Consider the following 24,520-nt stretch of genomic DNA (forward strand, 5'->3'; position numbering starts at 1 on the left):
ACGTCAGGACTTGCCGATCACCGATTCGTCCGCGACAATCGCGAGTTGAATCAGTCGAGAGCAGTAGTTCATTGAGGTAAGTTCATGGCGCGCAAAGCAACTCCGATCGGCCCCCATGTCCTGGAGCAGATCGAGGATGCGCGCGTGGATCTTGCCTCAGCGGACGTTTTTATCCGGCGAGAAGGCCATGTTGGCCCGGGTCTCCGGAGAGGACGTCGCAGTATCAAGCTCCGAGCACGGCGCCTCGATCGCCATCAATAGCGCAGTCAGAATTCTCGGAGACTTCGATGGTACGCGTCCCGGCCAGAACCTGCCCCAATCTTTCTCGGCTATTCGACGATGCAGAGCCGGAACTGTTGTCCGGATTCCTTAAGAGCAAGGCTTTCGAGAGGTTGAGCTGGCTCGCCACTTACCAGTTCGACCCCGACAATCCGGACGGTCCGACAGTTGCCAGAAATATGCTGCCGCAGCAAAAGAAGGACCGGCTGGGCCCGCTCGAGGCTGAAGCAGCCCGGATCGTCACAATCGCGAGCGACCGCGGCGAGTACGTCCTCCAAGGTCTCGCCGCTACCACGCTCGAACCCGACCGCGCCAAGGAACTTCGAAACCGGCGGGACAAGCTCGCGCGTAGCCTTTGGGCTTTCGCCAACGAGCATGGCTTGTTTGAAGCGGCGGAGAACAGCCTGCACCTGCGTCTCTACCGGCGCTATGACAAGCACTACCAGACCTTCATGGCTGAGCCTTCGGTCGACGGGGGCCCGGACGCCGGCAGCGCATTGCTCGAAGAGCTTCTGGTCGACCTCAACAAGCGTCTCGATCGCGGCGACGGCTACAGCATCGACAAGTTCGACATCCCCGAGGACGGCGATGAACCCGCGGCGGAGATGTACCTGCTGTTCCATCCCGATCCCCCCACGAGCGTTAGGGAGATCGATGACGATGGCAATCGGTCGAGCATCTATTTCCGCCCGCCCGGAGAAGCGATGATCGTCTACACGCCGTCGACCGGGCGGGTGCATGTCCGCGCCGGCAACCGAAAGCTGAGGCACACGGTCGCCGAACGATTCATCGAGACCGCTCTCGATCAGACCTACTCCAACCAGCCCGTCGACTTTCAGGCCTACGACATTTCGCAGTTCCTGCAGGGGCTCGATCTTGAACCGCCGGAACTTGACGACGTGGTGATCGACCGCGCGCAGGTGATCCGCGCTGACATCAGCATCGGCAATCTCGCCAACCGCCTCTCGCTTTCCACCACGATCGACCAGGACATCTCAGAGATCATCGACAGCCATCCGGGCCTTCCGAGGATCTTCGAGCGGGCGCTCGCAATCCGCTTCGTCGAGATTGCGGTCCGGTATTTCCGCGCGGGACGAGATGAGGCGCAAACCCTCAACTTCACGCTCACCGACCGCAACACGAGCAGCCTTCTCAGCATCGACGACCCTTTCGAGCGCGTTCTGGGGCATCGCTTGCTCAGACACTGGAACATCCTCCGTGATGGCCGTGCACCGGGCGATGAGGAGAGCATGGCTGTCATGCCCGCCTTGCTGGCCATATGGGATATCGGAGCTGACAGGGTCACCGGCGCATGGCTCCAATCTCGCGGTGTCGATCCTGGCCTCCTGAACGATCTGGGCTTTCTCGTGCCCGCCGGCTGGGAAGGCGACGATCTGATCGACGATGAAGACGAGGTCGGTCCGGTCGCGGCCGAAGTGGTCGTTCGGGTCGATAACGGAGATGCGGAGGATGGCGACCGCAAGGTGGCCGATCTCAAGGTCGCCGAGGGACAGGTGACGCCTGCGGGCAACCCGGATCGCTACAGGATATATCGGGTGCGCGACGGCTGGGTCGCACAACACCTGAAGGCACGTCTTGAAAAAGTGCTCGATGCACCTGCCATCGAGAAGCTGACCGATCATCTCCTCTACCTCGGAACGCTCCACGTCGATGGCGGGGACGTTCCGATCTACCTCGCGCGCGGTCTCGACCGGGAGAAGGTGCGGTCGGCCGTCGATACGGAGCTTCGGGCGCGCCATAACCTCGGTCTCGGGCTCGTCCTTCAGGCCGGCAACGCTCTCGGGCCGTGCCTGGCGGCCAACGTTCTGACGCCGCTTGTCGATCAGATCGACACCAATCAAGCCGAAATCTCGTTGGTCGCAGACAAGCTCCGATCCGTGTTCCGACGCCATCGGATACTGGCCCGCGGCGGCCAGACCGTCGACCTGACGCTGTCCGGAGAAAACTTCGCCACCCTCTTCGTTCCGGGGAAAGGCACCATCGACATCAAGGGGGAGAACCGCATCGGGATCATCCAGCGACTGGTCGACGCCCACAACGCAGGCCCGATGCCTATGGCAACAGAAGACCTCGTCAGAGGGATCGCCGAGGACCAATCCCTGTCGAACATCTTCAAGCAGCCGCTCTGGAACAAGCTGAAGGCCGACTTCCTGCGAAGCCCCGGCAAAGGGACCTGGGAGATCGCAATCTGACAGCCGGCTCCGATCCGGCTCCGATTGGGGGGTCTGACTAGCTCCTATTCCTCCGGCCAATGGGAGTGCTCCACATCAGAGGAGCATTCCATGCCGACTCCCTTCTCCCAGCGCCAGGCAGTCTCGACGAGCTGGTCCGGCGCCGCGACGACCAAGCCCCCCACATCGAACTCGGAATGGCGCTGCACGCGCTGTGACAAGCTGCTCGGCGTCTGCCGGGACGGCCGCATGCACCTGCGCTTCGCGCGGGGGCACGAGTATCTCGTGGGCTTCCCGGTGCAGGCCACCTGCCGCGGCTGCGGCACGCTCAACAACGCGACCGCACCCGCGCGCTGACGCGCGCATTCACCCAACCCCCTGAAATCGCAGAGACGCGCGACGTCCTGACCTGGCCACGAGAAGGCGCCGGACGCCTGGCCGCAAGGCAGGCGTCCAATGTCCATCGCGTGGCACGCGATCCGCGATCACCTTACGGATTCATCTTCCAAGCTTCACTTCCAACGCAGTTTCGACGCCATCCGGCGTGCGCAGGCTGCCCTCACACCGTTCCGGGATCCGGCGGCCCTGCTGGACAGGCTGCATCGCACCCCCGGCGATCCCGCCCGGAAAAACCTGATCCTCGCCGCGCTGGTAGGGGCGGCGCAGGGCGACGGGCCCGCGTCCGACTGCGCGCTGACGATGCTGTTGCTCGCGCTCTGGCCCGGCCTCGACGCCATCCGGCGCCGGTCGCTCTGGCGCAGGCTCGGCACCGCCGACGAGGTCGCGTCCGACGTGCTGGCGCGCACCACCGAGGCAGTCCGCAGCCTCGATCTCAGGCGCGTCAATTGGATCGCGGCCACGGTGCTGCGCAACGTCGAGCGCGACATGATCCGCGTGCGCCAGCGCGACACGGCGCGCGAGCATCTCGCCAGCAGCGCCGATCCCGACGAGGTGGCGGACAGCGGTGACAGCGGGATCGGCGCGGCCGGGTACGCGCGACTGAACGGCGCCGTGCGGAAGCTGCTCGGCGATGACGCCCTTCTCGTGATCCGCGTGGCCATCGAAGGTTTCTCGCAAGCCGAGGTCGCCGTCGAGCTGGGCCTGACCGAGGCCGCCGCCCGCAAGCGGTACCAGCGCGCCATGCGCCGGCTGCACGCCGCCCTCGAGGAAATCCCCTGAACCGATGTCCCGATCCGGTCCCGCCGGTGGCTTTTCCCATTCGAGCGCCCCGAGCGCCTTCCCTCCAACCGAAAGCAGACACGCATGAACCGCACTGCCGATCTGTCGCTCGAGGATTTCAGGCGTCTTCCGGGGCTCTATCGCCGCTGGGAGCTGACCGAGGTCTGCGAGCCCAACCGCAACTATCAGATTGAGGACGCCGGCGCCCATGCCGACGGGACGCCGTTGCTGGCGATCTACGTCGCCGAGCCCGCGCCCGACGTCCGCGAGGCCGCGTGATGGGCCTCCTCGATCACCTCATCTCACGGAGAAAAGCCATGCCGGACCAGCCGGACGACATCACCCGTCTTCGCAAGGCGAGCTACGCCCTCGAAGACCTCCCGGAGACCATCTCCCTCCCACAGCGCCCCGGTGACGAGCCGCGCGAGCCGCTGCCGGTCGTGGAGGCCAGCGTCGACGAGATCGCCTTCGCGATCGTAGAGGCGGAGCGTGAGAGCACGGTGGCCTACCGCCGCGCCGATGCGCTGAAGCGGCTCTACAAGCTCGCCCGCGAGGCCGGGTGCATCGGCGCAGATCGCGCCGCCGCTGCAGTGATGAAGAAGGAGGGCCAGTGATGGCCCTTCCCATCATCGGCGCCGACGAACGGCTCGCGCAACGCAAGGGCATCAAGGGCGTCATCTTCGGCCGGTCCGGCATCGGCAAGACCAGCCTGCTCTGGACGCTGAACGCCTCGACCACGCTCTTCCTCGACCTCGAAGCCGGGGATCTGGCGGTCGAGGGGCTGGAGATCGACACGCTCCGGCCGCGCACCTGGAGGGAATGCCGCGATTTCGCGGTGTTCATCGGCGGCCCGAACCCGGCGCTGCGCGAGGACCAGCCCTACAGCCAGGCGCATTTCGACGAGGTCTGCGGGCGCTACGGCGATCCGACGGTGATCGAGAAGTACGAGACCGTCTTCATCGACTCGATCACCGTGGCCGGGCGGCTCTGTTTCCAGTGGTGCCGCGGCCAGCCCGAAGCGTTCTCCGAGAAAACCGGCAAGCCTGACATCCGCGGCGCCTACGGGCTGCACGGCCGCGAGATGATCGGCTGGCTGACCCACCTGCAGCACACGCGCGGAAAGCATGTCTGGTTCGTAGGAATCCTCGACGAGCGGCTCGACGACTTCAATCGCAAGGTCTTCCAGCCGCAGATCGACGGCTCGAAGACCGGGCTCGAACTGCCGGGCATCGTGGATCAGGTCATCACCATGGCCGACATCGCCGATGCCAACGGCCAGCCGCAGCGCGCCTTCGTCTGCCAGACGCTGAACCCTTGGGGCTTTCCGGCAAAGGACCGCTCGGGCCGCCTCGACATGGTCGAGGCCCCGCATCTCGGACGGCTGATGGAGAAGATCCAGCGTCCCGCAGCGCCTGCCGCCGAACGCCTGACCTGGCCGCCGGTGACCCCGGCCGATCCCGCGCCCGCGCAGGAGCCCGGCCATGGCTGAGCGCCTCTCGCCACGCCCCGTGTCCCGATCCGGTCGCCGGGGTGGCTTTTCCCCACTGACGCCGCTGCGCGTCCCATCCTCCAACTGAAAGGAGCCGCGCAATGTCCGGACCCTGGAACGACTTCAACTCCGCCCAATCCAACACCAACGTCATCCCCAAGGGCACGCTCGCCAAGGTGCGCCTGACCCTGCGCCCCGGCGGCTTCGATGACCCCTCGCAGGGCTGGACCGGCGGCTGGGCGCGCCGCGCCGCCACCGGCGCCGTCTATCTCGACGCCGAATACACCGTCGTCGAAGGGCCCTATGCCCGCCGCAAGGTCTGGTCGCTGATCGGCCTCTACAGCCCAAAGGGCCCGGACTGGGCGAACATGGGGCGCGGCCTGATCCGCGGCATCCTCAACTCCGCGCGCGGCGTGTCCGACAAGGACAACTCGCCCGAGGCGCAGGCGCGCCGCCGCATCAACGGGTTCGGTGATCTCGACGGCGTCGAGTTCATCGCCCGCATCGACATCGGCACCGACACCAACGGCGAGGACAAGAACGAGATCCGCGCTGCAGTCACCCCCGAACATCGCGACTACCCCGCGCTGATGGGCACGATCGCGCCGCAGTTCACCGCCGCCCCGGCGCAGGGCCACGCCCCGCAGCAGCCCACCACGGCCACCCAGCCTAGTCAGCCCGCGTCCGCCCCCGGCACCGCGGGTCGGCCGAGCTGGGCGCAGTAAGGGGGAGACCGGCCATGCGCCTGCGCCCCCGCCAGAAGACCTTCGTCGAGCGCAGCGTGGCTGCGCTCGCTTCCCGCGGCAACACGCTGGGCGTGGCGCCCACCGGCGCGGGCAAGACCATCATGCTCTCGGCGGTTACCGGCGAGATGATCGGCCCCCTCTCAAAGAATACGGGCGCCAAGGCCTGCGTGCTGGCGCATCGCGACGAGCTGACCGCGCAGAACCGCGCCAAGTTCCAGCGCGTGGTGCCGGGCGTCGCTACCTCGGTGATCGACGCCACTGAGAAATCCTGGAACGGCCAGGTCGCCTTTGCGATGGTTCCGACGCTGGCGCGGGCTATGAGCCTCGCCGACATGCCGCGCCTCGACCTGCTGGTCGTCGACGAGGCGCACCATGCGGTGGCCGACAGCTACCGCCGCATCATCGACCGGGTGCGCGAGGCCAATCCCGACGCCCGCATCTTCGGGGTCACGGCGACGCCGAACCGGGGCGACAGGAAGGGCCTGCGCGAGGTCTTCGACAATGTCGCCGACCAGGTGCGGCTGGGCGAGCTGATCGCCTCGGGCCATCTCGTTCCGCCGCGCACCTTCGTCATCGACGTGGGTGTGCAGGACGAGCTGCGCTCGGTCCGCAAGACCATGTCGGATTTTGACATGGCGGAGGTGGCGGGCATCATGGACCGCGCCCCTGTCACCGACGAGGTGATCCGCCATTGGAAGGAAAAGGCGGGCGACCGGCAGACCGTGGTGTTCTGCTCCACCGTCGCGCATGCCGAACACGTCACCGACGCCTTCAGGGCGGCGGGCGTTTCCGCTGCGCTGATCCACGGCGATCTGGCGGCCGAGACCCGCAAGGCGATCCTCGCCGACTACGCCACGGGGGACATCCGCGTCGTCGTCAACGTGGCGGTGCTGACCGAGGGCTGGGACCACCCGCCCACCTCCTGCGTCGTGCTGCTGCGCCCCAGCTCCTACAAGTCCACGATGATCCAGATGGTCGGGCGCGGGCTGCGCACCGTCGATCCCGAGGAACATCCCGGCATCGTCAAGACCGACTGCATCGTGCTGGATTTCGGCACCTCGAGCCTGATCCACGGCACGCTGGAACAGGATGTCGATCTCGACGGCAAGACCGAAACCGGCGAGGCGCCGACGAAGACATGTCCTGCTTGCGAGGCGGAGATCCCGCTGGCCGCCACCGAGTGCCCGCTCTGCGGTGAGGCGTTCCCGCGCGAGGATCTGGATGCAGGCGAAGGCGGGGCCGCCGCGCCGCTCTCTGGCTTCATGATGACCGAGATCGACCTGCTGAAGCGGTCCAGCTTCGCGTGGGTCGACCTCTACGGCACGGACGACGCGCTGATGGCCACGGGCTTCGCAGCCTGGGGCGGCATCTTCTGGCTGGACGGGGTCTGGTACGCCATCGGCGGGGCGAAGGGCGAACGCCCGCATCTGCTCGGCGTGGGCGAGCGCACGGTCTGCCTCGCGCAGGCCGACGACTGGCTGAACACGCACGAGACCGACGAGAGCGCCTTCAAGACCCGTTCCTGGCTCCGCCAGCCGCCAGCCGAGAAGCAGCTGCAGTACCTGCCGCCCGAGTGCCGCCACGACTTCGGCCTGACGCGCTACCGCGCCTCGGCGCTGATGACCTTCGGCTTCAACAAGCGCGCCATCCGCCAGCTGATCGACACGGCGGCCTCTCCCGAACGGAGGGCGGCATGACCCATGCCCACATCCACCCCCATCACCGCCGAGGACCGGCGGCGGCTCTGGCATCCGCGTGGGACGCTCTGTGCTGTCTGCCGGCAACCCACCCGTGGTTTTGGCTGGTTCGATCCGCACCGTTCGAAGCGGCCCCGGCCATCGGTCTGGTTCTGCTCGATGCCCTGCCAGTCCTTCTGGACGCGCTTGGCGCGGGAGCGTTTCGCCATGGTTGACCTGACCGAGGAGGAGCGCGCCGCGATCACCGCCACCATGAAGCGCGTCGCGCTGCTGATGGACGAGATCGGCTGGGCCACCCCGCTTGCCGAACTCACCGAGGCGCACGTGCGCGCGCTGATCGAGGAAGCCGTCGAGGGCTTCCGCGAGGCCATGTCCGACGTCGCCCGGGCGCAGACGCCGGAGGTGCCGTTTTGACCCTCGACTACAATCATCGCCCCAGCTTCGCCGACCGGGTCAACGCCGCCGTCGATCGGGCGCTCACCGCCGATCAGGCCACGCGGCCGCCCCGCGACTATCTCGGCGGCTCGCGCCTCGGCCATGCCTGCGAGCGGGCGCTGCAGTTCGAGTTCACGGCGACGCCGAAGGACGAGGGCCAGGACTTCAGCGGCCAATCGCTGCGCATTTTCGCCATCGGCCACGCGCTCGAGGATCTGGCCGTCGCCTGGCTGCGCGGCGCGGGCTTCGACCTCTACACCCGGAAGGGCAACCGTCCCGATGGCGGCCAGTTCGGCTTCTCGGTCGCGGGCGGGCGCATCCGCGGTCATGTCGACGGGATCGTCGCCGCCGGGCCCGAAGGCTTCGGTCTGGCCGTTCCCGCGCTCTGGGAATGCAAGACGATGAACGCGAAGAACTGGCGCGCTTGCGTGAAGGACGGCGTGACCAAGTCCAAGCCGGTCTACGCCGCCCAGATCGCGGTCTATCAGGCCTACATGGAAGCGAGCGTGCCAGGTATCAGCGCCGCGCCCGCCGTGTTCACCGCGATCAACAAGGACACCGCCGAGCTTCACCATGAGCTGGTGCCCTTCGACGCCGATCTCGCGCAGCGCATGTCCGACCGGGGCGTGCGGATCCTGCAGGCGACCGATGCGGGCGAGCTTCTGCCACGCGTCGCGACCACGCCCGACTTCTTCGAATGCCGCTTCTGCCCGTGGTCCGAGCGCTGCTGGGGGCTGTCGGCATGAGCGACGACGGCATCCTGCATTTCAACCCGTGGATGGACTTCAACGACGGCCCGCCGTCCGAGAACCCGTTCGGTTGCGACCCCGACCCCGAGCAGATCGCCGTCTTTCTCGACACCGTGTTCAGCTGGTGCGAGGGGCTGATCCCGCTCCGCGGCTTCGTCGACAAGGGTCAGGGCCGGGACGGCAAGCCGCACAACATCTGGATCCCGGCCGACGACACTGCGCCCGAGAAACTCGCAACTTTCGCCGGATGGGCGAACCGCGAAGGTGCCGCCGTCTATGTCATTCCCGGCACGGTCGAGGAACAGGGCCAGGCCCGCGCCGCCGATGTGCTGCAGATGCAGGCCATCGTCGTCGATCTCGACGCAGGCGACATCCCGGCCAAGCTGGACCATGTCACCCGCCACCTCGGCACGCCCTCGCTGATCATCGAGAGCGGTGGGAGGACGCCCGAGGGTGCGGCCAAGCTTCATGTCTGGTGGAAACTGACCGAACCCGTCGAAGGTGAGGACCTGGCCACCCTCTGCCGCCTGCGCGGCGAGATCGCCGTGAAGGTCGGCGGCGACACGCATTTCCGCTCGGCGCACCAGCCGATCCGTGTGCCAGGCACCGTCTATCACAAGCACGGCCATCAACGCCTCGTGCAGATCCGCGAACATCGCGACGTTGAGGTGGATCTTGCGGATTTCGCCGAACGGGTCGCCGAGATGCCGCCGCTGCCAGGCGTGGGCTTCGCCAGCGACGTTTCGGCCCCGCAGGCCAAGCCCGGCATCGACGCGGTGCTCACCACACCGGTGCGCGAAGGCGCGGTCGACGACTGGTCCCGGTTCCAGGGGGCCAGCGCCGCCATCGGCCACTACGTGCGCCTGGTGCACGAGGGCCGCCTCGACCCGTTCGCGGGCTGGGAGGCGATCTGCGGCTACAACGCCGCCATGCTGCGCCCGTCCTGGCCGCTTGATCGGCTGCAGGCCGAGTCCGAACGCCTCTGGGCGCTGCATGTGAAGCGCAATGGCCCGCCGCTCCTGCGCGCAGCCCATGCCGATGCCCCGACCATCCCGTTGCCGACCTTCAGCCTTGGCGCACTCCTCGACGACACGAGCCCGATGCCCGAGGACGTCATCGGGCCGCGCGTGCTGACCCCGGGCGGGCTCCTCGTGCTGGGCGGCGCGCCCAAGGTCGGCAAGAGCGACTTCCTGATCTCCTGGCTCGTCCACATGGCCGCTGGCGTGCCGTTCCTCGGCTTCACGCCGCCCCGGCCGCTGCGCGTGTTCTACCTGCAGGCCGAGATCCAGTACCACTATCTGCGCGAGCGCATGCAGCAGATCGCGCTGCCCGCCGCCGTGATCGCCGCCGCGCGCGACACCTTCATCGCCACGCCGAAACTGAAGCTGCTGCTCGACGCGGAGGGCGTCGCCCGCGTGGCCGAGGCGATCCGGGCCGCATTCCCCGACGCGCCGCCCGACATCATCGTCATCGACCCGATCCGCAATCTCTTCGACGGCGGGCCCGAGGGGGGCGGCGAGAACGACAACACCGCCATGATGTTCTTCCTGAAGGACCGGGTCGAGCTCCTGCGCGAAGCGGTCAATCCGGACGCAGGCGTGATCCTGGCCCACCATACCCGCAAGGCGGCCAAGCATCAGGTCAAGGACGATCCCTTCCTCGCGCTCTCCGGCGCCAGCGCGCTGCGCGGCTTCTACACCTCGGGGCTGCTCATGCACCGGCCCGACGAGGACAGCAGTGTCCGCAGGTTGGAGATCGAGCTGCGGAACGGCCCCGCGCTGCCGGGGAAGCTGATCGACAAGGTGAAGGGCGAGTGGGTCGAGCTGAACCCGCTGAACGAGCGCCTGGTGCGCAAGGAGGTCGGGGCCAAACTCGATGCCGAGCGGCTGCGCAAGCACGATGTAATCCTCGGCATGTTGCTGGACGAGGCGGCGAGCGAGCGCCTCTACACCGCGATGCAATTCGCCGAGACCTTCGAGAACCGGGGCGGTCTGGGCAGCAAGCACACGATCCGTGAGCGCCTCAGCGTGCTGGCGACCAAGGGCTTCGTGAAGTTCCTGCGCGACCCCTCGGGGTTCGGCTTCCCCGTCACCCGATCGCGGTTCGGCTACCTCTGCGTCGAGGGCATGCAGTTCGGCGCGCCCGTCGAGGAGGTCGATCCGGACACCGGCGAGGTCACCACAAGCGCCCGTCCGGTCCTGCCCAGCCACTTCAAATGCCCCCAGTCCGGGCTCTGCCTGCAGGTCGAAAACCCCGCCGTCTGGGTCTACCCGGAGGGGCTCGAAGACGACCTAACTCATATGAGTGAGGCCTGACTCATATGACAGCGCCAACTGTGCACTCAATGAAATCAACGGCTTACGGGAAACTAAGAGTTAGGTCCCTGACTCATGCCCGAAGACTTCATGAAGTCTTATTCCGCAATGATTTCAGCCACTTGAACGCCTCGGAACAGTTAGGTGTCAAACCCCCATACTACGTATGGGAGGGCCACCCCACAGGGTTGGCCACTCCTCCCATACGTCCGGGCCAGCCGCGCGCGCCGCCGTGACGCTCCCTTGTGCTTTCCGATCCGACGACGGCGGCCCCGTACCGCCAAGCACCAGACCGCCGTCGTCTTCCACCACCACAGGCCACCGGCAAAGGAGACCCATCATGGCTCAGCCGACTCTGATCCCGAATTGCGACGGCGCAAGGTTTGAATCGCTGCCGCTCGACACTCCCCGCAACCGCTGCATTCTCGCGCTCGACCTCGGCACCTCGACCGGTTGGGCGATCCGCGGCCATGACGGTCTGATCACCAGCGGCACCGTCTCGCTGCGCCCGGGCCGCTTCGACGGCGGCGGCATGCGCTACCTGCGCTTCACCAACTGGCTGACCGAGATCGACCGGCTCTCCGGTCCTGTCGCCGCCATCTGGTTCGAGGAAGTCCGCCGCCACGCGGGCACCGACGCGAGCCACATCTACGGCGGGCTCATGGCCACGCTGACCGCATGGGCCGAGCTGCGCGGCGTGCCCTACGAGGGCGTCCCGGTCGGCACGATCAAGCGCCACGCTGCTGGCAAGGGCAACGCCGACAAGGCCGCCATGGTCGCCGCCGTCCGCGCTCGCGGCTTCAGCCCGGCCGACGACAATGAGGCCGACGCCATCGCCATCCTGCTCTGGGCGATCGAAACGAACGGAGGTGTCGTATGAGATGGCATCCCCACGGCTACGGCGGCCGCCGCCGGGATCCCGAACAGGTCAAGCGCGAGGGCTGGCAGGAACAGGGCGTCCTAGCGGTCTCGGCCGATGACGACCGCCTCACCTGGCCCGAGCGTGAACTGGTCCGCCAGCTCGGCGAGAAGCTCTACGGCCCGCGCCCGTCCGACAGGGAGGCACGCCATGGCTGATCGCGAATGGACCGCCAACTGCGTCGCCGATCATTTCGAGGAGGCGTTCCGCACCCTGCGCAAGCTGCCGCCGGTGAAGGCGCAGGGCTACTTCAACACCTGGCCCGACATCGTGCGCACCAGCCGCGAGATCGCGGCGATGGAGCCGCAGCCGATGCGGGTGTGGCCCTCGGCCGCCGCGATCACCCGGCTCGAGCAGACCTTCGACTGGGTGCTCTGGATCGAGGAAGCGGAGCGCAAGCTGGTCTGGTCGCGGGCGGCCCGGGTGCCGTGGAAGCAGATCAGCGGCGAGCTGGGGTGCGACCGCACGACCGCCTGGCGTCGCTGGCAGCTGGCGCTGACGAAGATCGCTGCGCGCCTGAATGCTCAGTGACTCCAATGTGTTGCAACACTTTTTCCTTCGACATCTGCAACATGATCGTGCTATTCCGAAGGCAAGATGGGGAGAGTGCGCTGGAAAGCTCGCTCTCCCCTTTGCGTTGATGGGGGCCTTCTGGACCCCGGTATCCAGCGAGGGTCCGGTCGGGGTCCAGGCCACGGCAGTTTCCGGTTCCTTCCTGGCGATAATCGTATGCTGGCGGGCGAAGCGCGGGACATCGCCAGTGACAGGGCCGGATTTTTGGGAAGCCACCCGGAAGCCGGACCCATCCGCGCCCCGCGCAAACACCAATGAACGCTGGCCTTCCGACCGGACACCGCTGGTGGCCGCTGGACCCCGCCTGGAGTCCGGCGCGGCATCCGGAGTCCGGAAGCCACCGGCATCCACCCGACCGAGGAACCTTGCCCACCATGACGCTGAGCTTCGCCCCGGACGCGATCGAGATGTGGCCGCTGTCGCGCCTCCAGCCTTACGCGAAGAACGCGAAAGCGCATGGCGCGGACCAGGTCGCCAAGATCGCCGCCAGCATGGCCGAGTTCGGCTGGACCGTGCCCTGCCTCGTCGGCGACGACGGCGAACTGATCGCAGGCCACGGGCGCGTGCTGGCCGCGACGCAGCTGGGGCTGACTGAGGCACCGGTGATCGTGCTCGGGCATCTGACCGAGGCGCAGCGCCGGGCTTACCGCATCGCGGACAACAAGCTGACGGAGCTCGGCACCTGGGACGAGGCGCTGCTGTCGGCGGAATTGAACGATTTGCTGGCCAAGGATTTCGACCTGTCGCTGGTCGGGTTCTCGGATGGCGAGTTGGACAAGCTGCTGGCCTTCGTGCCGGAGGGGGACGGTGAAGTAGGTGGCGCCGGGGGCTCTGTGCCCCCTGTGACCATTCCCGAACCGCCGCGCAACCCCGCCTCGCGGACGGGCGATCTGTGGATCCTTGGCGACCATAGGCTTCTGTGCGGCGACAGCACCAGCGCCGCCGATGTGCGCCGACTGATGAATGGCGAGCGGGCGATCCTGTTCGCGACCGACCCGCCCTATCTGGTGGACTACGACGGCTCGAACCATCCGACCCGCAACAAGGACTGGTCGGCGTCCTACGGCACGACCTGGGACGACAGTTCGCAGGGGGCCGAACTCTACGACGGGTTCATCTCGGCGGCCGTGGCCGAGGCGATCACCGAGGATGCGGCCTGGTACTGCTGGCACGCTTCGCGCCGCCAGGCGATGCTGGAAGCCTGCTGGGAGAAGGCCGGGGCCTTCGTCCACCAGCAGATCATCTGGGTGAAGGACCGCGGGGTGCTCACCCGGTCGCATTACCTCTGGAAGCACGAGCCCTGCTTCATGGGCTGGCGCCGCCCGAACCGCCCGCCCAAGGTCGCCGATCAGACGCTGCCCTCGACGTGGGAGATGCCGTCCTTCGCCAAGGACGAGCGGCCCGACCATCCGACGCCGAAACCGCTCGACGCGTTCGGGATCCCGATGCGCCAGCATGTGGCGCGGGGCGGCCTCTGCTACGAGCCGTTCTCCGGCTCCGGCTCGCAGATCATGGCGGGCGAGGCCAATGGCCGCCGCGTCTTCGCGATGGAGATCAGCCCGGCCTATGTTGATGTCGCCGTGGAGCGCTGGCAGGCCGAGTCGGGCCGCGACGCAATCCTCGACGGCGACGGTCGGACCTTTGCGCACTTGAGAACCGAGCGACTGGGCAACGACGCCGACCCCCCGGCCGACGCGCTGGACACGGACGCCGCTCCCGAACCCGCGCGAAAGCGCAAGACCGCCGCGTGACATGCATGACCTGGCTCTACCTTCCTCCGGAGACACTTCCGGAGCCGGAGACGCATGCCTCCTCGGCCTCTCGCTCTGTTCCGGCGCAGGCGGGCTCGATCTCGGGCTCACCATCGCCATCCCCGGATATCGTGCTGTGGGCCATGTCGAACGGGAAACCTTCGCCGCAGCCACTCTCGTGGCGCGGATGGAAGACGCGACCCTGGATCAGGCTGTTGTCTGGGACGATGTTGCCACCTTCGACGGCCGCCCTTGGCGCGGAGCGGTGGACATCGTCACTGCGGGCTATCCGTGCCAGCCGTTCTCCGTCGCGGGCAAGCGCCGGGGCGCGGACGACCCGCGCCACCTCTGGCCGCATGTCGCCCGCATCGTCGGCGAAGTCGAGCCGCCCTTCGTCTTCCTCGAGAATGTCGCCCATCATCTCCGCCTCGGCTTCCCCGAAGTCGCCGCAGGACTGGTCGGCATGGGCTACCGCCTTGCGGCAGGCCTCTTCACTGCGGCGGAAGTCGGTGCGCCCCACAAGCGCGAACGGCTGTTCATCCTCGCCATCCGCGAGGGGGACGAGTTGGCCGACCCCGCGCGCCTGCTCTGGCACCCGGTCGAGTGGCGGGAACCGGACGGAACTGCTGCGGCTCTGGCCGACGCCGAGGGCCAGCGCCAACGAGAACCGGCAAACGAAACCGACGCCATCGCAGGCTGCGGGCCAGCACGGCATGAACCTCGCGACGACAGTCGCGATGTGGCTGACGCCGCAGACGGACAGCTTTCGCAGCCGGAGCGGGGATCGGAAGCACGAGAAGGGTCTGGACGGCATGGCGCGGGACTGGCCGACTCCGATGGCGAACGACGGCTGCAAGCCGAGCGCGGGCAACCGGCGGACAGCCGACCTGACCCATGCGGCGGGGATGTGGATGACGCCGACGGCGCGGGACCACAAGGACGGGGCGACGACATTGGCGAACACCCCGGTGAACGGCCTGCTTGGCCGCCAGGTCCTGGTGACGCCGCTGGCTGGGAGCGATACCTCCGAGCCGCGCCGGACCTTGAACCCGCTGTTCGTCGAGGCGCTGATGGGCTGGCCCACCGGGTGGACCGGCTTCGGCTCTGTGGCAACGGAGTGGTCCCGCTGGTTGCAGCGCATGCGCTGCGAACACTGGCAGCTGAACTGCTGGCCGATGGATGAGGCAGCGGCATGAAGCAGTCCCGCCTCATGTCGCTGGTGGAGTCCGTCGCCAACGTGGTCGTCGGCTACGGCGTTGCCGTCGTCACGCAAATCCTGATCTTCCCGGTCTTCGGGCTGCACACGACGCTGGCGCAGAACCTGAAGATGGGTGCGGTGTTCACCGTGGTCAGCATCGCGCGGTCCTTCGTCCTGCGGCGGGTGTTCGAGGCGATCCGGATGCGGAGCGCCAAATGATCGACCGCCGCCCCGGAGGGACGGCGGTCATCAGCTTGTCGGGGTCCGGTGCGTCAGGCTGCGGGGAGTTTGTACACGCGCCCCCGATCCTCGACCTTCTCCGAGGTCACTTCGAGCCCGAGCTTCTTCTTCAGCGCCCCGGCCATCGCGCCGCGCACCGTGTGCGACTGCCAGCCGGTCGCGGCCATGATCTCCCCGATGGTCGCGCCGTCCGGCGCGCGCAGCATGGCGATCAGCGTGGCCTGCTTGGTGCCCTCGCGCGGCGTGCGCGCCTTGGGCGCGGTCTTGGTCCCGGTCGGGGTGTCCGGCGCCGGTTCCTCGGTCGGCGCGTCCGTCGCGCCCGCAGGCGCGGGGTTCGCGTCCTCGGGCTCGATCCCGATGGCGGCGAAGCCTGCGTCGGTGGCGACCAGCGTGACGCCGTGGCCGTTGCCGGTTTCGCGCCAGACGGCCTCTCCCTTGCGCATGTCCGCGTCGACCTCTTCGAGGAAGCCCTTTGCGAGCATCGCGCCGACCACCTTGGCGGCGGCGCCACCCCGCAGGCTCTCGGGCAGCGGCAGAGCGATGTGCTCGGGCCGCTGGGCCGCAGCGCTCAGGATCAGGGCTTGGGTGTCGGAAAGTTTGATCATCGTCGTCTCCCGTATCGGGGCGCGCGGAATGCGGGCCCTTGTACGAGGCCGAGCCCGCCAGTCGGCGGGCGGGACCGGAAGCGGGTCGTCTCACTCGGCGTGTTCGCCTTCCCTGAAGGCCATGTCGGTGATCTCGCGCAGCTTGGCGCGGTAGTGGTTCAGGGTGCCGACATGACCCCAGTTGATCTCGTCGGGGTGGGTCTCGAAATGGTCCGCGCTCAGGGCGGCGAGCCGCTCCAGCATCGCGTCGATCTCGGACTTGGCGGCGATGAAGGCGTCGAGGGCTTTCGTGTTATCGGTCGCGCGGCGGGTCATCGGGCTGGCTCCTTGGGTCGAGTTGCATCGCTTCGTTGGATTGACGTTCGCTCTGTCCGCCGTGCTTATCAACTCGATAAGCTCATGATTCTGAATGATAATCGGAGCCGTCGATGCAGGGCATGAGCGAGCGCCAGTACGCCGCGCATGTCGGGCTGTCGCGGGGCGCGATCCAGAAGGCGAAGGCCGCCGAGCGGCTGGTTCTCTATCCGGACGGCAGCATAAACGCGGCCGCCAGCGACGCCCTGCGTGCCGAGACGACGGACCCGTCGAAGACGAGGAAGCCGCCCCCGCCGAAGCTGAAGCCCGTCCCCGAGGCGGCGGTGGCGGCGGTCGGCGATACGCTGCGCGAACAGGGTCTGGCAGTCCCCGCCGTCGGCGGCGGCACGACCTTCCTGCAGGCGAAGACCGCGAACGAGGTTCTGAAGGCGCAGGAGCGGCGCATCCGGCTCCAGAAGCTGAAGGGGGAGTTGATCGAGCGGGCCCGCGCGCTGGCGCTGGTGTTCCGGCTGGCGCGGGAGGAACGGGACACGTGGGTGAACTGGCCCGCGCGCGCGGCGGCGCTGATGGCGGCCGAGCTCTCGGCCTCATGCAGCGAAGCGACCGGCCAGCAGATCACCGTGGAGCCAGCCGCGATGCAGAAGGTCCTGGAAAAACATGTACGCGCCCACCTCGACGAACTCGCCGAGGTCCGGCCCGACTTCAGGTGATGATGACGCACTGACGGACTTCGACGGCGCGGGCGAGATCCTGCGCGCGTGGGGCAACGGTCTGCGGCCCGACCCGGACCTGACCGTCTCGGAATGGGCGGACCGGCACCGGATGCTCTCGGGCCGCGCCTCGGCCGAACCCGGGCGATACCGCACGGTGCGCACGCCCTACATGCGCGAGATCATGGACCGGTTGTCGCCCGGCGATCCCACGCAGCGGATCGTGTTCATGAAGGCGGCGCAGGTCGGGGCGACCGAGGCGGGCAACAACTGGATCGGCTTCGCCATTCACCAGGCGCCGGGGCCGATGCTGGCGGTCCAGCCGACGGTGGAACTGGCCAAGCGCAACTCGCGGCAGCGGATCGACCCGCTGATTGACGAGAGCCCGGAGCTGCGGGAGCGGGTCAAGCCGGCGCGATCCCGCGACGCTGGCAACACGATGCTGTCGAAGGAGTTCGCGGGCGGCATCCTGATTATGACGGGGGCGAACTCGGCGGTCGGGCTGCGGTCCACACCGGCGCGCTACATCTTTCTGGACGAGGTCGACGCGTATCCCGCGTCTGCCGACGAGGAAGGCGATCCGGTGACGCTGGCCGAGGCCCGGTCGCTGACCTTCGCCCACCGGCGCAAGGTGCTGCTGGTCTCGACGCCCACCATCCGGGGGCTGAGCCGGATCGAACGGGAATACGAGGCCAGCGACCAGCGTCGGTTCTTCGTGCCGTGCCCGCATTGCGGCGCGATGCAGTGGCTGAAGTTCGACCGGCTGCGCTGGCAGAAGGGCCGCCCGGAGACGGCGGAGTACCACTGCGAGGGCTGCGAGACGCCCATCGCGGAGCATCACAAGACGGCGATGCTGGAGGGCGGCGAATGGCGGGCGACCGCCACGGCCGCCGATCCGACCACGGTCGGGTATCACCTCTCGGCGCTCTATTCGCCGATCGGCTGGCTGAGCTGGGAACGGATCGTGCGGGCGTGGGACGCGGCTCAGGGGTCGGACGAGGCGATCAAGGCGTTCCGCAACACGATCCTCGGCGAGACATGGGTCGAGACTGGCGAAGCGCCCGACTGGCAGCGCCTCTATGACCGCCGCGAGCGCTGGACATCCGGCACGGTACCCGCGGGCGGGCTGTTCCTGACCGCCGGGGCCGACGTGCAGAAGGACCGGATCGAGGTGGATGTCTGGGCCTGGGGTCGCGGGCTGGAAAGCTGGCTCGTCGATCATGTCGTCATCGAGGGCGGGCCGGATCGGCATGACGCCTGGTCGGAACTGACCGCGCTTCTCGACAGGTCCTGGCCGCACGAACGCGGCGCGCATCTCAGGATCGCGCGGCTCGCCATCGACACCGGATACGAGGCCCCGGCGGTCTACTCCTGGTCGCGGGCCCAAGGCTTCGCACAGGTGTCGCCAGTCAAGGGCGTCGAGGGGTTCAACCGCTCGAGCCCGGTGTCGGGGCCGACCTTCGTCGACGCGACCGAGGGCGGCAAGCGTTTGCGGCGCGGCGCGCGGCTGTGGACCGTGGCGGTCTCGACCTTCAAGGCCGAGACCTACCGCTTCCTGCGGCTGGCGCGCCCGACCGATGAGGATATCGCCGAGGGAGCGGCGTTTCCGCCCGGCTCGGTGCATCTGCCGCATTGGGTCGAGAACGAATGGCTGAAGCAGTTCGTGGCCGAGCAGCTGGTCACGGTGCGGACCAAGCGCGGCTTCGCCCGGCTGGAATGGCAGAAGCTGCGCGAGCGGAACGAGGCGCTGGACTGCCGGGTCTATGCCCGCGCCGCCGCCTGGATCGCGGGCGCGGACCGCTGGCCCGACGAGAAATGGCGCGATCTCGAGGATCAGCTCGGGGCCGCGCCAACGGAAATGGATGGCGCGGGGCGGGTCAACCGACCGCAATCCGCACCCCAAGGAAAGCGGCAGTCGGACTGGCTGGGCCGACGCGGAGGATGGTTCTGACATGACCGACTGGACGGAAACGGAGCTCTCGGCGCTTCGCCGGGCCTACGCCAGCGGCACGACCCGGGTCAGCTACGATGGCAAATCCGTCGACTATGGCTCGGCCGAGGATCTCCTCGCCCGCATCCGGACCATCGAGCGCGCCATCGCGGGGACCACGCGGCCGCTGCCGGTCGCCGGGCTGGCGGGCTTCTCGCGCGGGGACCGGTGATGTCGGCGACCTGGTTCGACCACGCCATCGCCACGGTGGCGCCTCGCATGGCGGCCCGGCGCGTGATGGCGCGTCAGGCCTTCGAGACCCTGACCCGCGGTTATGATGGCGCCGCACGCGGACGGCGGACGGAGGGCTGGCGCGCGCCGGGCTCCTCGGCCGACACCGAGATCGGCGTCGCCGGGGCGCTGTTGCGCGACCGCATGCGCGATCTGGTGCGCAACAACCCGCATGCGGCCAAGGCCGTCGCAGTGCTGGTGAACAACATCATCGGCGCGGGCATCATGCCGCGCGCCGCGAGCGGCGACGACACGCTAGACCGCAAGATCGACGCGCTCTTCGAGCGCTGGACGGCGGAGTGCGACGCCGACGGCCAGCTCGACTTCTACGGCCTGCAGACGCTGATCTGCCGCGAGATGGTGGAGGCTGGCGAAGTGCTGGTGCGCCGCCGTCTGCGCCGGTCGTCGGATGGTCTGCCGGTACCGCTGCAGCTGCAGGTGCTGGAGGCCGACTTCCTCGACGCCACTAAATCCGGCGCCCTCGGCGCGGGGCGGCTGGTACAGGGGATCGAGTTCGACCCGGTTGGCAAGCGCCGGGCCTACTGGCTGCACGCGGAGCATCCCGGCGACGCCTACGGGGCATTGCAGAACGGGTTGCAGAGCCGCCCGGTCCCGGCGACCGAGATCGCCCATGTCTACGAGAAGCAGCGCACGCAGGCGCGCGGCGTTCCCTGGGGTGCGCCGGTGATCCGGTCCTTGCGCGATCTCGACGATTACGAGGTGGCCGAGCTGGTCCGCAAGAAGACCGAAGCCTGCGTCACCGCCATCGTGTTCGGCGACGACGAGGCGCAACAGGGCATCGCGCCCTCCGTGGTCGACGCCGACGGCAACCGGGTCGAGCAGTTCGAGCCGGGGCTCATCGCCTATGCGCGCGGCGGGAAGGACATCCGCTTCAACCAGCCATCGGCGACAGGCGGCTATGGCGAATACAAGCGGGCGAGCCTGCACACGATCTCGGCCGGGTTCCGGGTGCCCTACGAGCTGCTGACTGGCGATCTCAGCCAGGTCAACTACTCCTCGATCCGGGCGGGGCTGGTCGAATTCCGCCGCCAGATCGACGCCGTGCAGTGGCAGCTCTTCATTCCGATGTTCTGCGCGCCGGTCTGGCGCTGGTTCACCGAGGCCGCGTGGGCGGCGGGCCAGATCCCGTCGCCAACCGTGCCGGTCGAATGGTCGCCTCCGAAGTTCGAGGCGGTCGATCCGCAGAAGGATGCGATGGCGAACCTGCTGTCGATCCGCTCCGGCACCATGACGCTGGCCGAGGTGATCGCAAAACAGGGCCGCAACCCAGACGCCGTGCTGGCCGAGATCGCCTCGACCAACGCCAAGCTCGACGCGCTGGGGCTCGTGCTCGACAGCGACCCGCGCCGTGTCACCAAGACCGGCAGCGCCCAGACCACCGATCCGGTCACCGACGACCCGACCGCCGACGCGGATGAAACCGACCCGGCGCAGGCCGACCAACAGGACTGACCCCATGGACACGATGATCGAACTGCCGGCCATGCGCCGGTCGGCGGAGCTTGCGCCGAACACGGCCGATGCCGACAGCCGCACCGTCGAGGTGGTCTGGTCGGCCGGGGCACGCGTCCGCCGCGCCACCTTCTTCGGCGAGCCTTATGATGAGGAGCTCAGTCTCGACCCGGCCCATGTCCGGCTCGACCGGCTGAACGCGGGCGCGCCCTTCCTGAAGGTGCACGAGCTCGACACGCTCGACGCGGTGATCGGCTCGGTCGTGCCGGGTTCGGCGCGGATCGAGAACGGCCGGGGCATCGCGCTGGTGCGGATCAGCGAGCGCGCCGACGTCGAGCCGATCTGGCGCGACATCCAGGCCGGGCACATCCGCGCGGTCTCCATCGGCTACCAGGTCCACCGCTTCGAGGTCTCGAAGCCCGAGGCCGCCCGCGAACTCTGGCGGGCGGTGGACTGGACGCCCTTCGAGGTCTCCGCCGTCGCGGTCGGCGCCGACCCCGCGGCGGGCTTCCGCGCCCAGCATCCCCTTCATGACTGCGTCCTTCACCGCCGGGACGCCCCTTCCAGCCCGAAAGGACCCATCCCGATGACGGACAAGACCCAGACTCCGGCGAGTGACGCCGCGACCCCCGCCAACCCCCAGCCGACCGAGCCGGTCGAAACCGAGGACACCCCCATGACCGAGCCGAAAGCGGCTGCGCCCGACCCGAAGGTCGCAGCAGTGGAAACCCGCACCCAGCCGAAGCTTCAGAATACCGATGCCCCCGCTGCGCCCGACACCGAGGCGGTCGCCACCCGCGCCCGCGAGGCCGAGCGCGATCGCGTCTCCACCATCTACGATCTGGCCGGGCGGCTGAACCTCGAGCGCGGCTTCGCCGAGGATCTGGTCAAGCGCGGCGTCAGCGTCGACGAATCCCGCCGCCTGATCCTTGATCAGGTCGCCGCCAAGTCGGACGAGACCCGAACCTTCCCCCATGTCTCCGTCCCCCTCGGCGGCCGGGACGAACGCATCACCCGCCGCGATGCGGTGGCCAACGCGCTCCTGCACCGCTACAGCCCGACGCTGTTCCAGCTGGAGGACGCCGCGCGCCAGTACCGCGGCATGACCCTGCTGGAGCTCGCCCGCGAAAGCCTCGGGAATGCCGGGGTCAACACGCGCGGCCTGTCGCGCGACGAGGTGGCGACGCGGGCCCTGCACTCGACCTCGGACTTTCCCGAGATCCTGTCGGCGGTCACCAACAAGACCCTCCGACAGGCTTACGAGGCCTATCCCCGCACCTTCATGCTGTTCTGCCGCCAGGTGCTCGCCACCGACTTCAAGGCGATGCACCGGGTGCAGCTCGGCGAGGCGCCGCAGCTTCTGGAGGTTGGCGAAAGCGGCGAGTTCAAGCGCGGCACGCTCGGCGAGAGCAAGGAGAGCTACAAGGTCAAGACCTATGGCCGGGTGGTCGCGATCACCCGCCAGACCCTGATCAACGACGACCTCGACGCCTTCACCCGGATCCCGGCGATGTACGGCAACTCCATCGCACAGCTGGAGTCGGACGTGGTCTGGGGCATTATCACCGCCAACCCGGCGATGGCCGACGGCAATGCACTGTTCCACACCACCCACAAGAACCTCGCGGGCACAGGCGCGGCGCTTGATGTCAGCAGCGTCGGTGCGGCCCGCGCCGCCATGGCCAAGCAGACTGGCCTCGACAAGAAGACGGTGCTGAACGTCCGCCCCGCCTTCCTGATCGTGCCCGCCTCGCTGGAGTTGAAGGCCGAGCAGCTGGTCGCGCAGAACCTCGTGCCCGCCGCGACCTCCAGCGTGGTGCCGCAGTCGATCCGGACGCTGGCGCCGATCAGCGAGCCCCGGCTCGACGCCGCCAGCGAGACCGCCTGGTATCTGGCCGCCAGCCCGAACCAGATCGACACGATCGAGTACGCCTATCTCGAGGGCCAGCAGGGCGCCTACATCGAGACCCGCAACGGTTTCGATGTCGATGGCGTCGAGATCAAGTGCCGCCTCGACTTCGGCGCCAAGGCCATCGACTGGCGTGGCCTCTACAAGAACCCGGGCGCGTAAGCCCAGCACCCCAATATGCTGAACCCTGACATGCGGGCGGTCCTGACGGGCCGCCCTTCGTCTTTCCACGAGGATCCTTCCCATGAAAAACTTCGTCCAGCCCGGCAACACCATCACCCTGACCGCACCCTATGCCGTCGTCTCCGGCGATGGCCTGCTCGTCGGCACCATCTTCGGCATTGCCGCCGGGGCGGCCGCCCTCGGCGAGCCCGTCGAGACCGCGCTCATCGGCGTCTTCGACATCACCAAGGTCGGCTCCCAGGCCTGGACTGTCGGCGCCAGGGTCTATTGGGACGACACCAACAAACGCTGCACCACGGTCGCGACCGACAACACCCTCATCGGCGTGGCCGTGGAGGCGGTGGCGAGCGGCGCGGGCGACACCATCGGCCGGGTGCGCCTGAACGCGGCCTTCTGATGAGCGCCTTCGCCGCCGCCGTCGGCGCACTCTTCGCCGATCCGAACATCGGTCAGGAGGCGGTCTACATCGCCGACGGCGGCGCGCCACTTCTGGTGCGCGCCGTCGCCAGGCGCGCGGATGTCGTCTCCGACTTCGGCGACGCCCGGCTCTGGTCCGAGACCACCCGGATCGACCTGCGCGTTGCCGAGGTTCCATCCCCACGCCCCGGCGACCGCATCGAGATCGACGGCGACGCCTTCCTCATCCAGGGCGAGCCGGTCCGCGATCGCGAACGGCTCGTCTGGACCGTGGACCTGAGGCCCGCATGAAACTCGGCGTCAGCATCGTCGGCGATCTGGTCAGGCTGATGGACGCAGAGGTGAAGGCCGGGCAGAACGCCGTCACCACGGCGATGCGCGATGCCGGGACCGGTCTGAAATCCGCCTGGCGCGCGCAGATCACCGGCGCGGGGCTCGGGGCACGGCTCGCCCGCACCATCCGGTCGGAGCAGTTCCCGAAAGGCAAGCCCAGCCTAAGCGCGGCGGCGTTGGTCTGGTCGAAGGCGCCGGTGATCGTTGGTGCGCACGATACCGGCCCGCTGATCCGCTCGAAGGATGGGTTCTGGCTCGCGATCCCGCTGCCCGCCGCAGGCAAGTCCCTGCGCGGCGGCCGGATCACTCCCGGCGAATGGGAACGTCGCACCGGCCTGCGGTTGCGCTTCGTCTATCGCCGCACCGGACCGAGCCTGCTCGTGGCCGAGGGACGGCTGAACACGAAAGGACGCGCGGTGGCCTCGCGGTCGAAGACCGGCCGGGGCGTCGTCACCGCGCCGATCTTCCTGCTGGTGCCGCAGGTCAAGCTGCCGAAGCGGCTGGACCTGGCGAAGGATGCAGACCGAGTGTTGGACAGCGTGCCGGGACTGATCGTGGCGACCTGGGTCGACGCGAAGCTATGATCAGCGCG

The 24,520-nt window shown here is 68.2% G+C and carries 27 protein-coding genes and 1 pseudogene; 26 read left to right on the top strand and 2 right to left on the bottom strand.

Annotated elements, in window-relative coordinates; all coding sequences use genetic code 11:
• Positions 1-287: 287 nt before the first annotated feature.
• From BT183_RS09700 to BT183_RS09780, 18 genes and pseudogenes are all read left to right on the top strand, one after another.
• Positions 288-2,492 carry a hypothetical protein gene (locus tag BT183_RS09700; protein WP_143145747.1) on the top strand — a complete coding sequence of 735 codons (2,205 nt, stop codon included), beginning with the start codon at positions 288-290 and terminating at the stop codon, positions 2,490-2,492.
• A 90-nt stretch (positions 2,493-2,582) separates the two neighbouring features.
• Positions 2,583-2,828: a hypothetical protein gene (locus BT183_RS20465; protein ID WP_143145748.1), complete on the top strand. Its 246-nt coding sequence runs from the start codon at positions 2,583-2,585 to the stop codon at positions 2,826-2,828.
• A 99-nt stretch (positions 2,829-2,927) separates the two neighbouring features.
• Positions 2,928-3,650 carry an RNA polymerase sigma factor gene (locus tag BT183_RS09710; protein WP_072342148.1) on the top strand — a complete coding sequence of 241 codons (723 nt, stop codon included), beginning with the start codon at positions 2,928-2,930 and terminating at the stop codon, positions 3,648-3,650.
• Between the two features lie 84 nt (positions 3,651-3,734).
• Positions 3,735-3,929, top strand: a complete 195-nt coding sequence (locus tag BT183_RS09715; protein ID WP_018303655.1) for a hypothetical protein — start codon at positions 3,735-3,737, stop codon at positions 3,927-3,929.
• Between the two features lie 38 nt (positions 3,930-3,967).
• Positions 3,968-4,264 (top strand): hypothetical protein, encoded by a 297-nt coding sequence (locus BT183_RS09720; RefSeq protein ID WP_072342152.1) that lies wholly within the window; start codon positions 3,968-3,970, stop codon positions 4,262-4,264.
• A complete protein-coding gene (locus BT183_RS09725) occupies positions 4,264-5,139 on the top strand; it encodes an ATP-binding protein (RefSeq protein ID WP_072342155.1) in 876 nt (291 codons plus the stop codon). Before BT183_RS09720 ends, BT183_RS09725 begins: the two co-directional genes overlap by 1 nt.
• A gap of 101 nt (positions 5,140-5,240) precedes the next feature.
• Positions 5,241-5,864: a hypothetical protein gene (locus BT183_RS09730; RefSeq protein WP_072342157.1), complete on the top strand. Its 624-nt coding sequence runs from the start codon at positions 5,241-5,243 to the stop codon at positions 5,862-5,864.
• Between the two features lie 14 nt (positions 5,865-5,878).
• Entirely contained in the window at positions 5,879-7,582 is a 1,704-nt protein-coding gene (locus BT183_RS09735; protein WP_072342159.1) for a DEAD/DEAH box helicase, read from the top strand.
• Positions 7,583-7,585: 3 nt separating this feature from the next.
• Entirely contained in the window at positions 7,586-7,996 is a 411-nt protein-coding gene (locus tag BT183_RS20920) for a DUF6511 domain-containing protein (RefSeq protein WP_210185460.1), read from the top strand.
• Positions 7,993-8,763 (top strand): hypothetical protein, encoded by a 771-nt coding sequence (locus tag BT183_RS09745; protein WP_072342161.1) that lies wholly within the window; start codon positions 7,993-7,995, stop codon positions 8,761-8,763. The genes BT183_RS20920 and BT183_RS09745 overlap by 4 nt, the downstream gene beginning before the upstream one ends.
• Positions 8,760-11,081 (top strand): AAA family ATPase, encoded by a 2,322-nt coding sequence (locus BT183_RS09750; RefSeq protein WP_210185461.1) that lies wholly within the window; start codon positions 8,760-8,762, stop codon positions 11,079-11,081. The genes BT183_RS09745 and BT183_RS09750 overlap by 4 nt, the downstream gene beginning before the upstream one ends.
• A gap of 340 nt (positions 11,082-11,421) precedes the next feature.
• Positions 11,422-11,961, top strand: coding sequence for a hypothetical protein (locus BT183_RS09755; protein ID WP_084603429.1), 540 nt, complete (start codon positions 11,422-11,424; stop codon positions 11,959-11,961).
• A complete protein-coding gene (locus BT183_RS09760) occupies positions 11,958-12,158 on the top strand; it encodes a hypothetical protein (protein ID WP_028720215.1) in 201 nt (66 codons plus the stop codon). Before BT183_RS09755 ends, BT183_RS09760 begins: the two co-directional genes overlap by 4 nt.
• Entirely contained in the window at positions 12,151-12,531 is a 381-nt protein-coding gene (locus tag BT183_RS09765) for a DUF6362 family protein (protein WP_072342165.1), read from the top strand. The genes BT183_RS09760 and BT183_RS09765 overlap by 8 nt, the downstream gene beginning before the upstream one ends.
• Positions 12,532-12,947: 416 nt before the next feature.
• Positions 12,948-14,324, top strand: a complete 1,377-nt coding sequence (locus tag BT183_RS09770) for a site-specific DNA-methyltransferase (RefSeq protein WP_072342168.1) — start codon at positions 12,948-12,950, stop codon at positions 14,322-14,324.
• A gap of 1 nt (position 14,325) precedes the next feature.
• Positions 14,326-14,835: pseudogene (locus BT183_RS20925) on the top strand (DNA cytosine methyltransferase); the annotation flags it as partial.
• A gap of 202 nt (positions 14,836-15,037) precedes the next feature.
• Positions 15,038-15,520, top strand: coding sequence for a hypothetical protein (locus tag BT183_RS20930; RefSeq protein ID WP_210185490.1), 483 nt, complete (start codon positions 15,038-15,040; stop codon positions 15,518-15,520).
• Positions 15,517-15,741, top strand: coding sequence for a DUF7220 family protein (locus BT183_RS09780; protein ID WP_072342171.1), 225 nt, complete (start codon positions 15,517-15,519; stop codon positions 15,739-15,741). Before BT183_RS20930 ends, BT183_RS09780 begins: the two co-directional genes overlap by 4 nt.
• Before the next feature lie 53 nt (positions 15,742-15,794).
• Here BT183_RS09780 and BT183_RS09785 read toward each other — a convergent pair whose 3' ends face one another.
• Positions 15,795-16,367: a DUF3489 domain-containing protein gene (locus tag BT183_RS09785; protein WP_072342174.1), complete on the bottom strand. Its 573-nt coding sequence runs from the start codon at positions 16,365-16,367 to the stop codon at positions 15,795-15,797.
• A 90-nt stretch (positions 16,368-16,457) separates the two neighbouring features.
• On the bottom strand, positions 16,458-16,682 hold the full coding sequence (locus BT183_RS09790; protein WP_072342177.1) for a hypothetical protein: 225 nt from the start codon (positions 16,680-16,682) through the stop codon (positions 16,458-16,460).
• A 113-nt stretch (positions 16,683-16,795) separates the two neighbouring features.
• On the opposite strand from BT183_RS09790, the gene BT183_RS09795 reads away from it, so the two are divergent.
• From BT183_RS09795 to BT183_RS09830, 8 genes are all read left to right on the top strand, one after another.
• The gene (locus BT183_RS09795; RefSeq protein WP_072342180.1) at positions 16,796-17,392 is read left to right on the top strand and encodes a hypothetical protein; all 597 of its coding nucleotides are present in this window, start codon (positions 16,796-16,798) and stop codon (positions 17,390-17,392) included.
• Positions 17,340-19,343: a phage terminase large subunit family protein gene (locus BT183_RS09800; protein WP_072342184.1), complete on the top strand. Its 2,004-nt coding sequence runs from the start codon at positions 17,340-17,342 to the stop codon at positions 19,341-19,343. The genes BT183_RS09795 and BT183_RS09800 overlap by 53 nt, the downstream gene beginning before the upstream one ends.
• 1 nt (position 19,344) lies before the next feature.
• The gene (locus BT183_RS09805; RefSeq protein WP_028030714.1) at positions 19,345-19,554 is read left to right on the top strand and encodes a phage head-tail joining protein; all 210 of its coding nucleotides are present in this window, start codon (positions 19,345-19,347) and stop codon (positions 19,552-19,554) included.
• Complete coding sequence (locus tag BT183_RS09810; protein WP_072342187.1) at positions 19,554-21,086, top strand: phage portal protein; 1,533 nt, start codon at positions 19,554-19,556, stop codon at positions 21,084-21,086. Before BT183_RS09805 ends, BT183_RS09810 begins: the two co-directional genes overlap by 1 nt.
• 4 nt (positions 21,087-21,090) lie before the next feature.
• Positions 21,091-23,157 carry a prohead protease/major capsid protein fusion protein gene (locus BT183_RS09815; protein ID WP_072342190.1) on the top strand — a complete coding sequence of 689 codons (2,067 nt, stop codon included), beginning with the start codon at positions 21,091-21,093 and terminating at the stop codon, positions 23,155-23,157.
• A gap of 82 nt (positions 23,158-23,239) precedes the next feature.
• Entirely contained in the window at positions 23,240-23,575 is a 336-nt protein-coding gene (locus BT183_RS09820; protein WP_072342193.1) for a DUF2190 family protein, read from the top strand.
• Positions 23,575-23,886 carry a head-tail joining protein gene (locus BT183_RS09825; RefSeq protein ID WP_072342196.1) on the top strand — a complete coding sequence of 104 codons (312 nt, stop codon included), beginning with the start codon at positions 23,575-23,577 and terminating at the stop codon, positions 23,884-23,886. Before BT183_RS09820 ends, BT183_RS09825 begins: the two co-directional genes overlap by 1 nt.
• On the top strand, positions 23,883-24,512 hold the full coding sequence (locus tag BT183_RS09830) for a DUF6441 family protein (RefSeq protein WP_072342199.1): 630 nt from the start codon (positions 23,883-23,885) through the stop codon (positions 24,510-24,512). The genes BT183_RS09825 and BT183_RS09830 overlap by 4 nt, the downstream gene beginning before the upstream one ends.
• Positions 24,513-24,520 lie beyond the last annotated feature (8 nt).

Source organism: Devosia enhydra (genome assembly GCF_900119845.1).
Lineage (GTDB): Bacteria > Pseudomonadota > Alphaproteobacteria > Rhizobiales > Devosiaceae > FPKU01.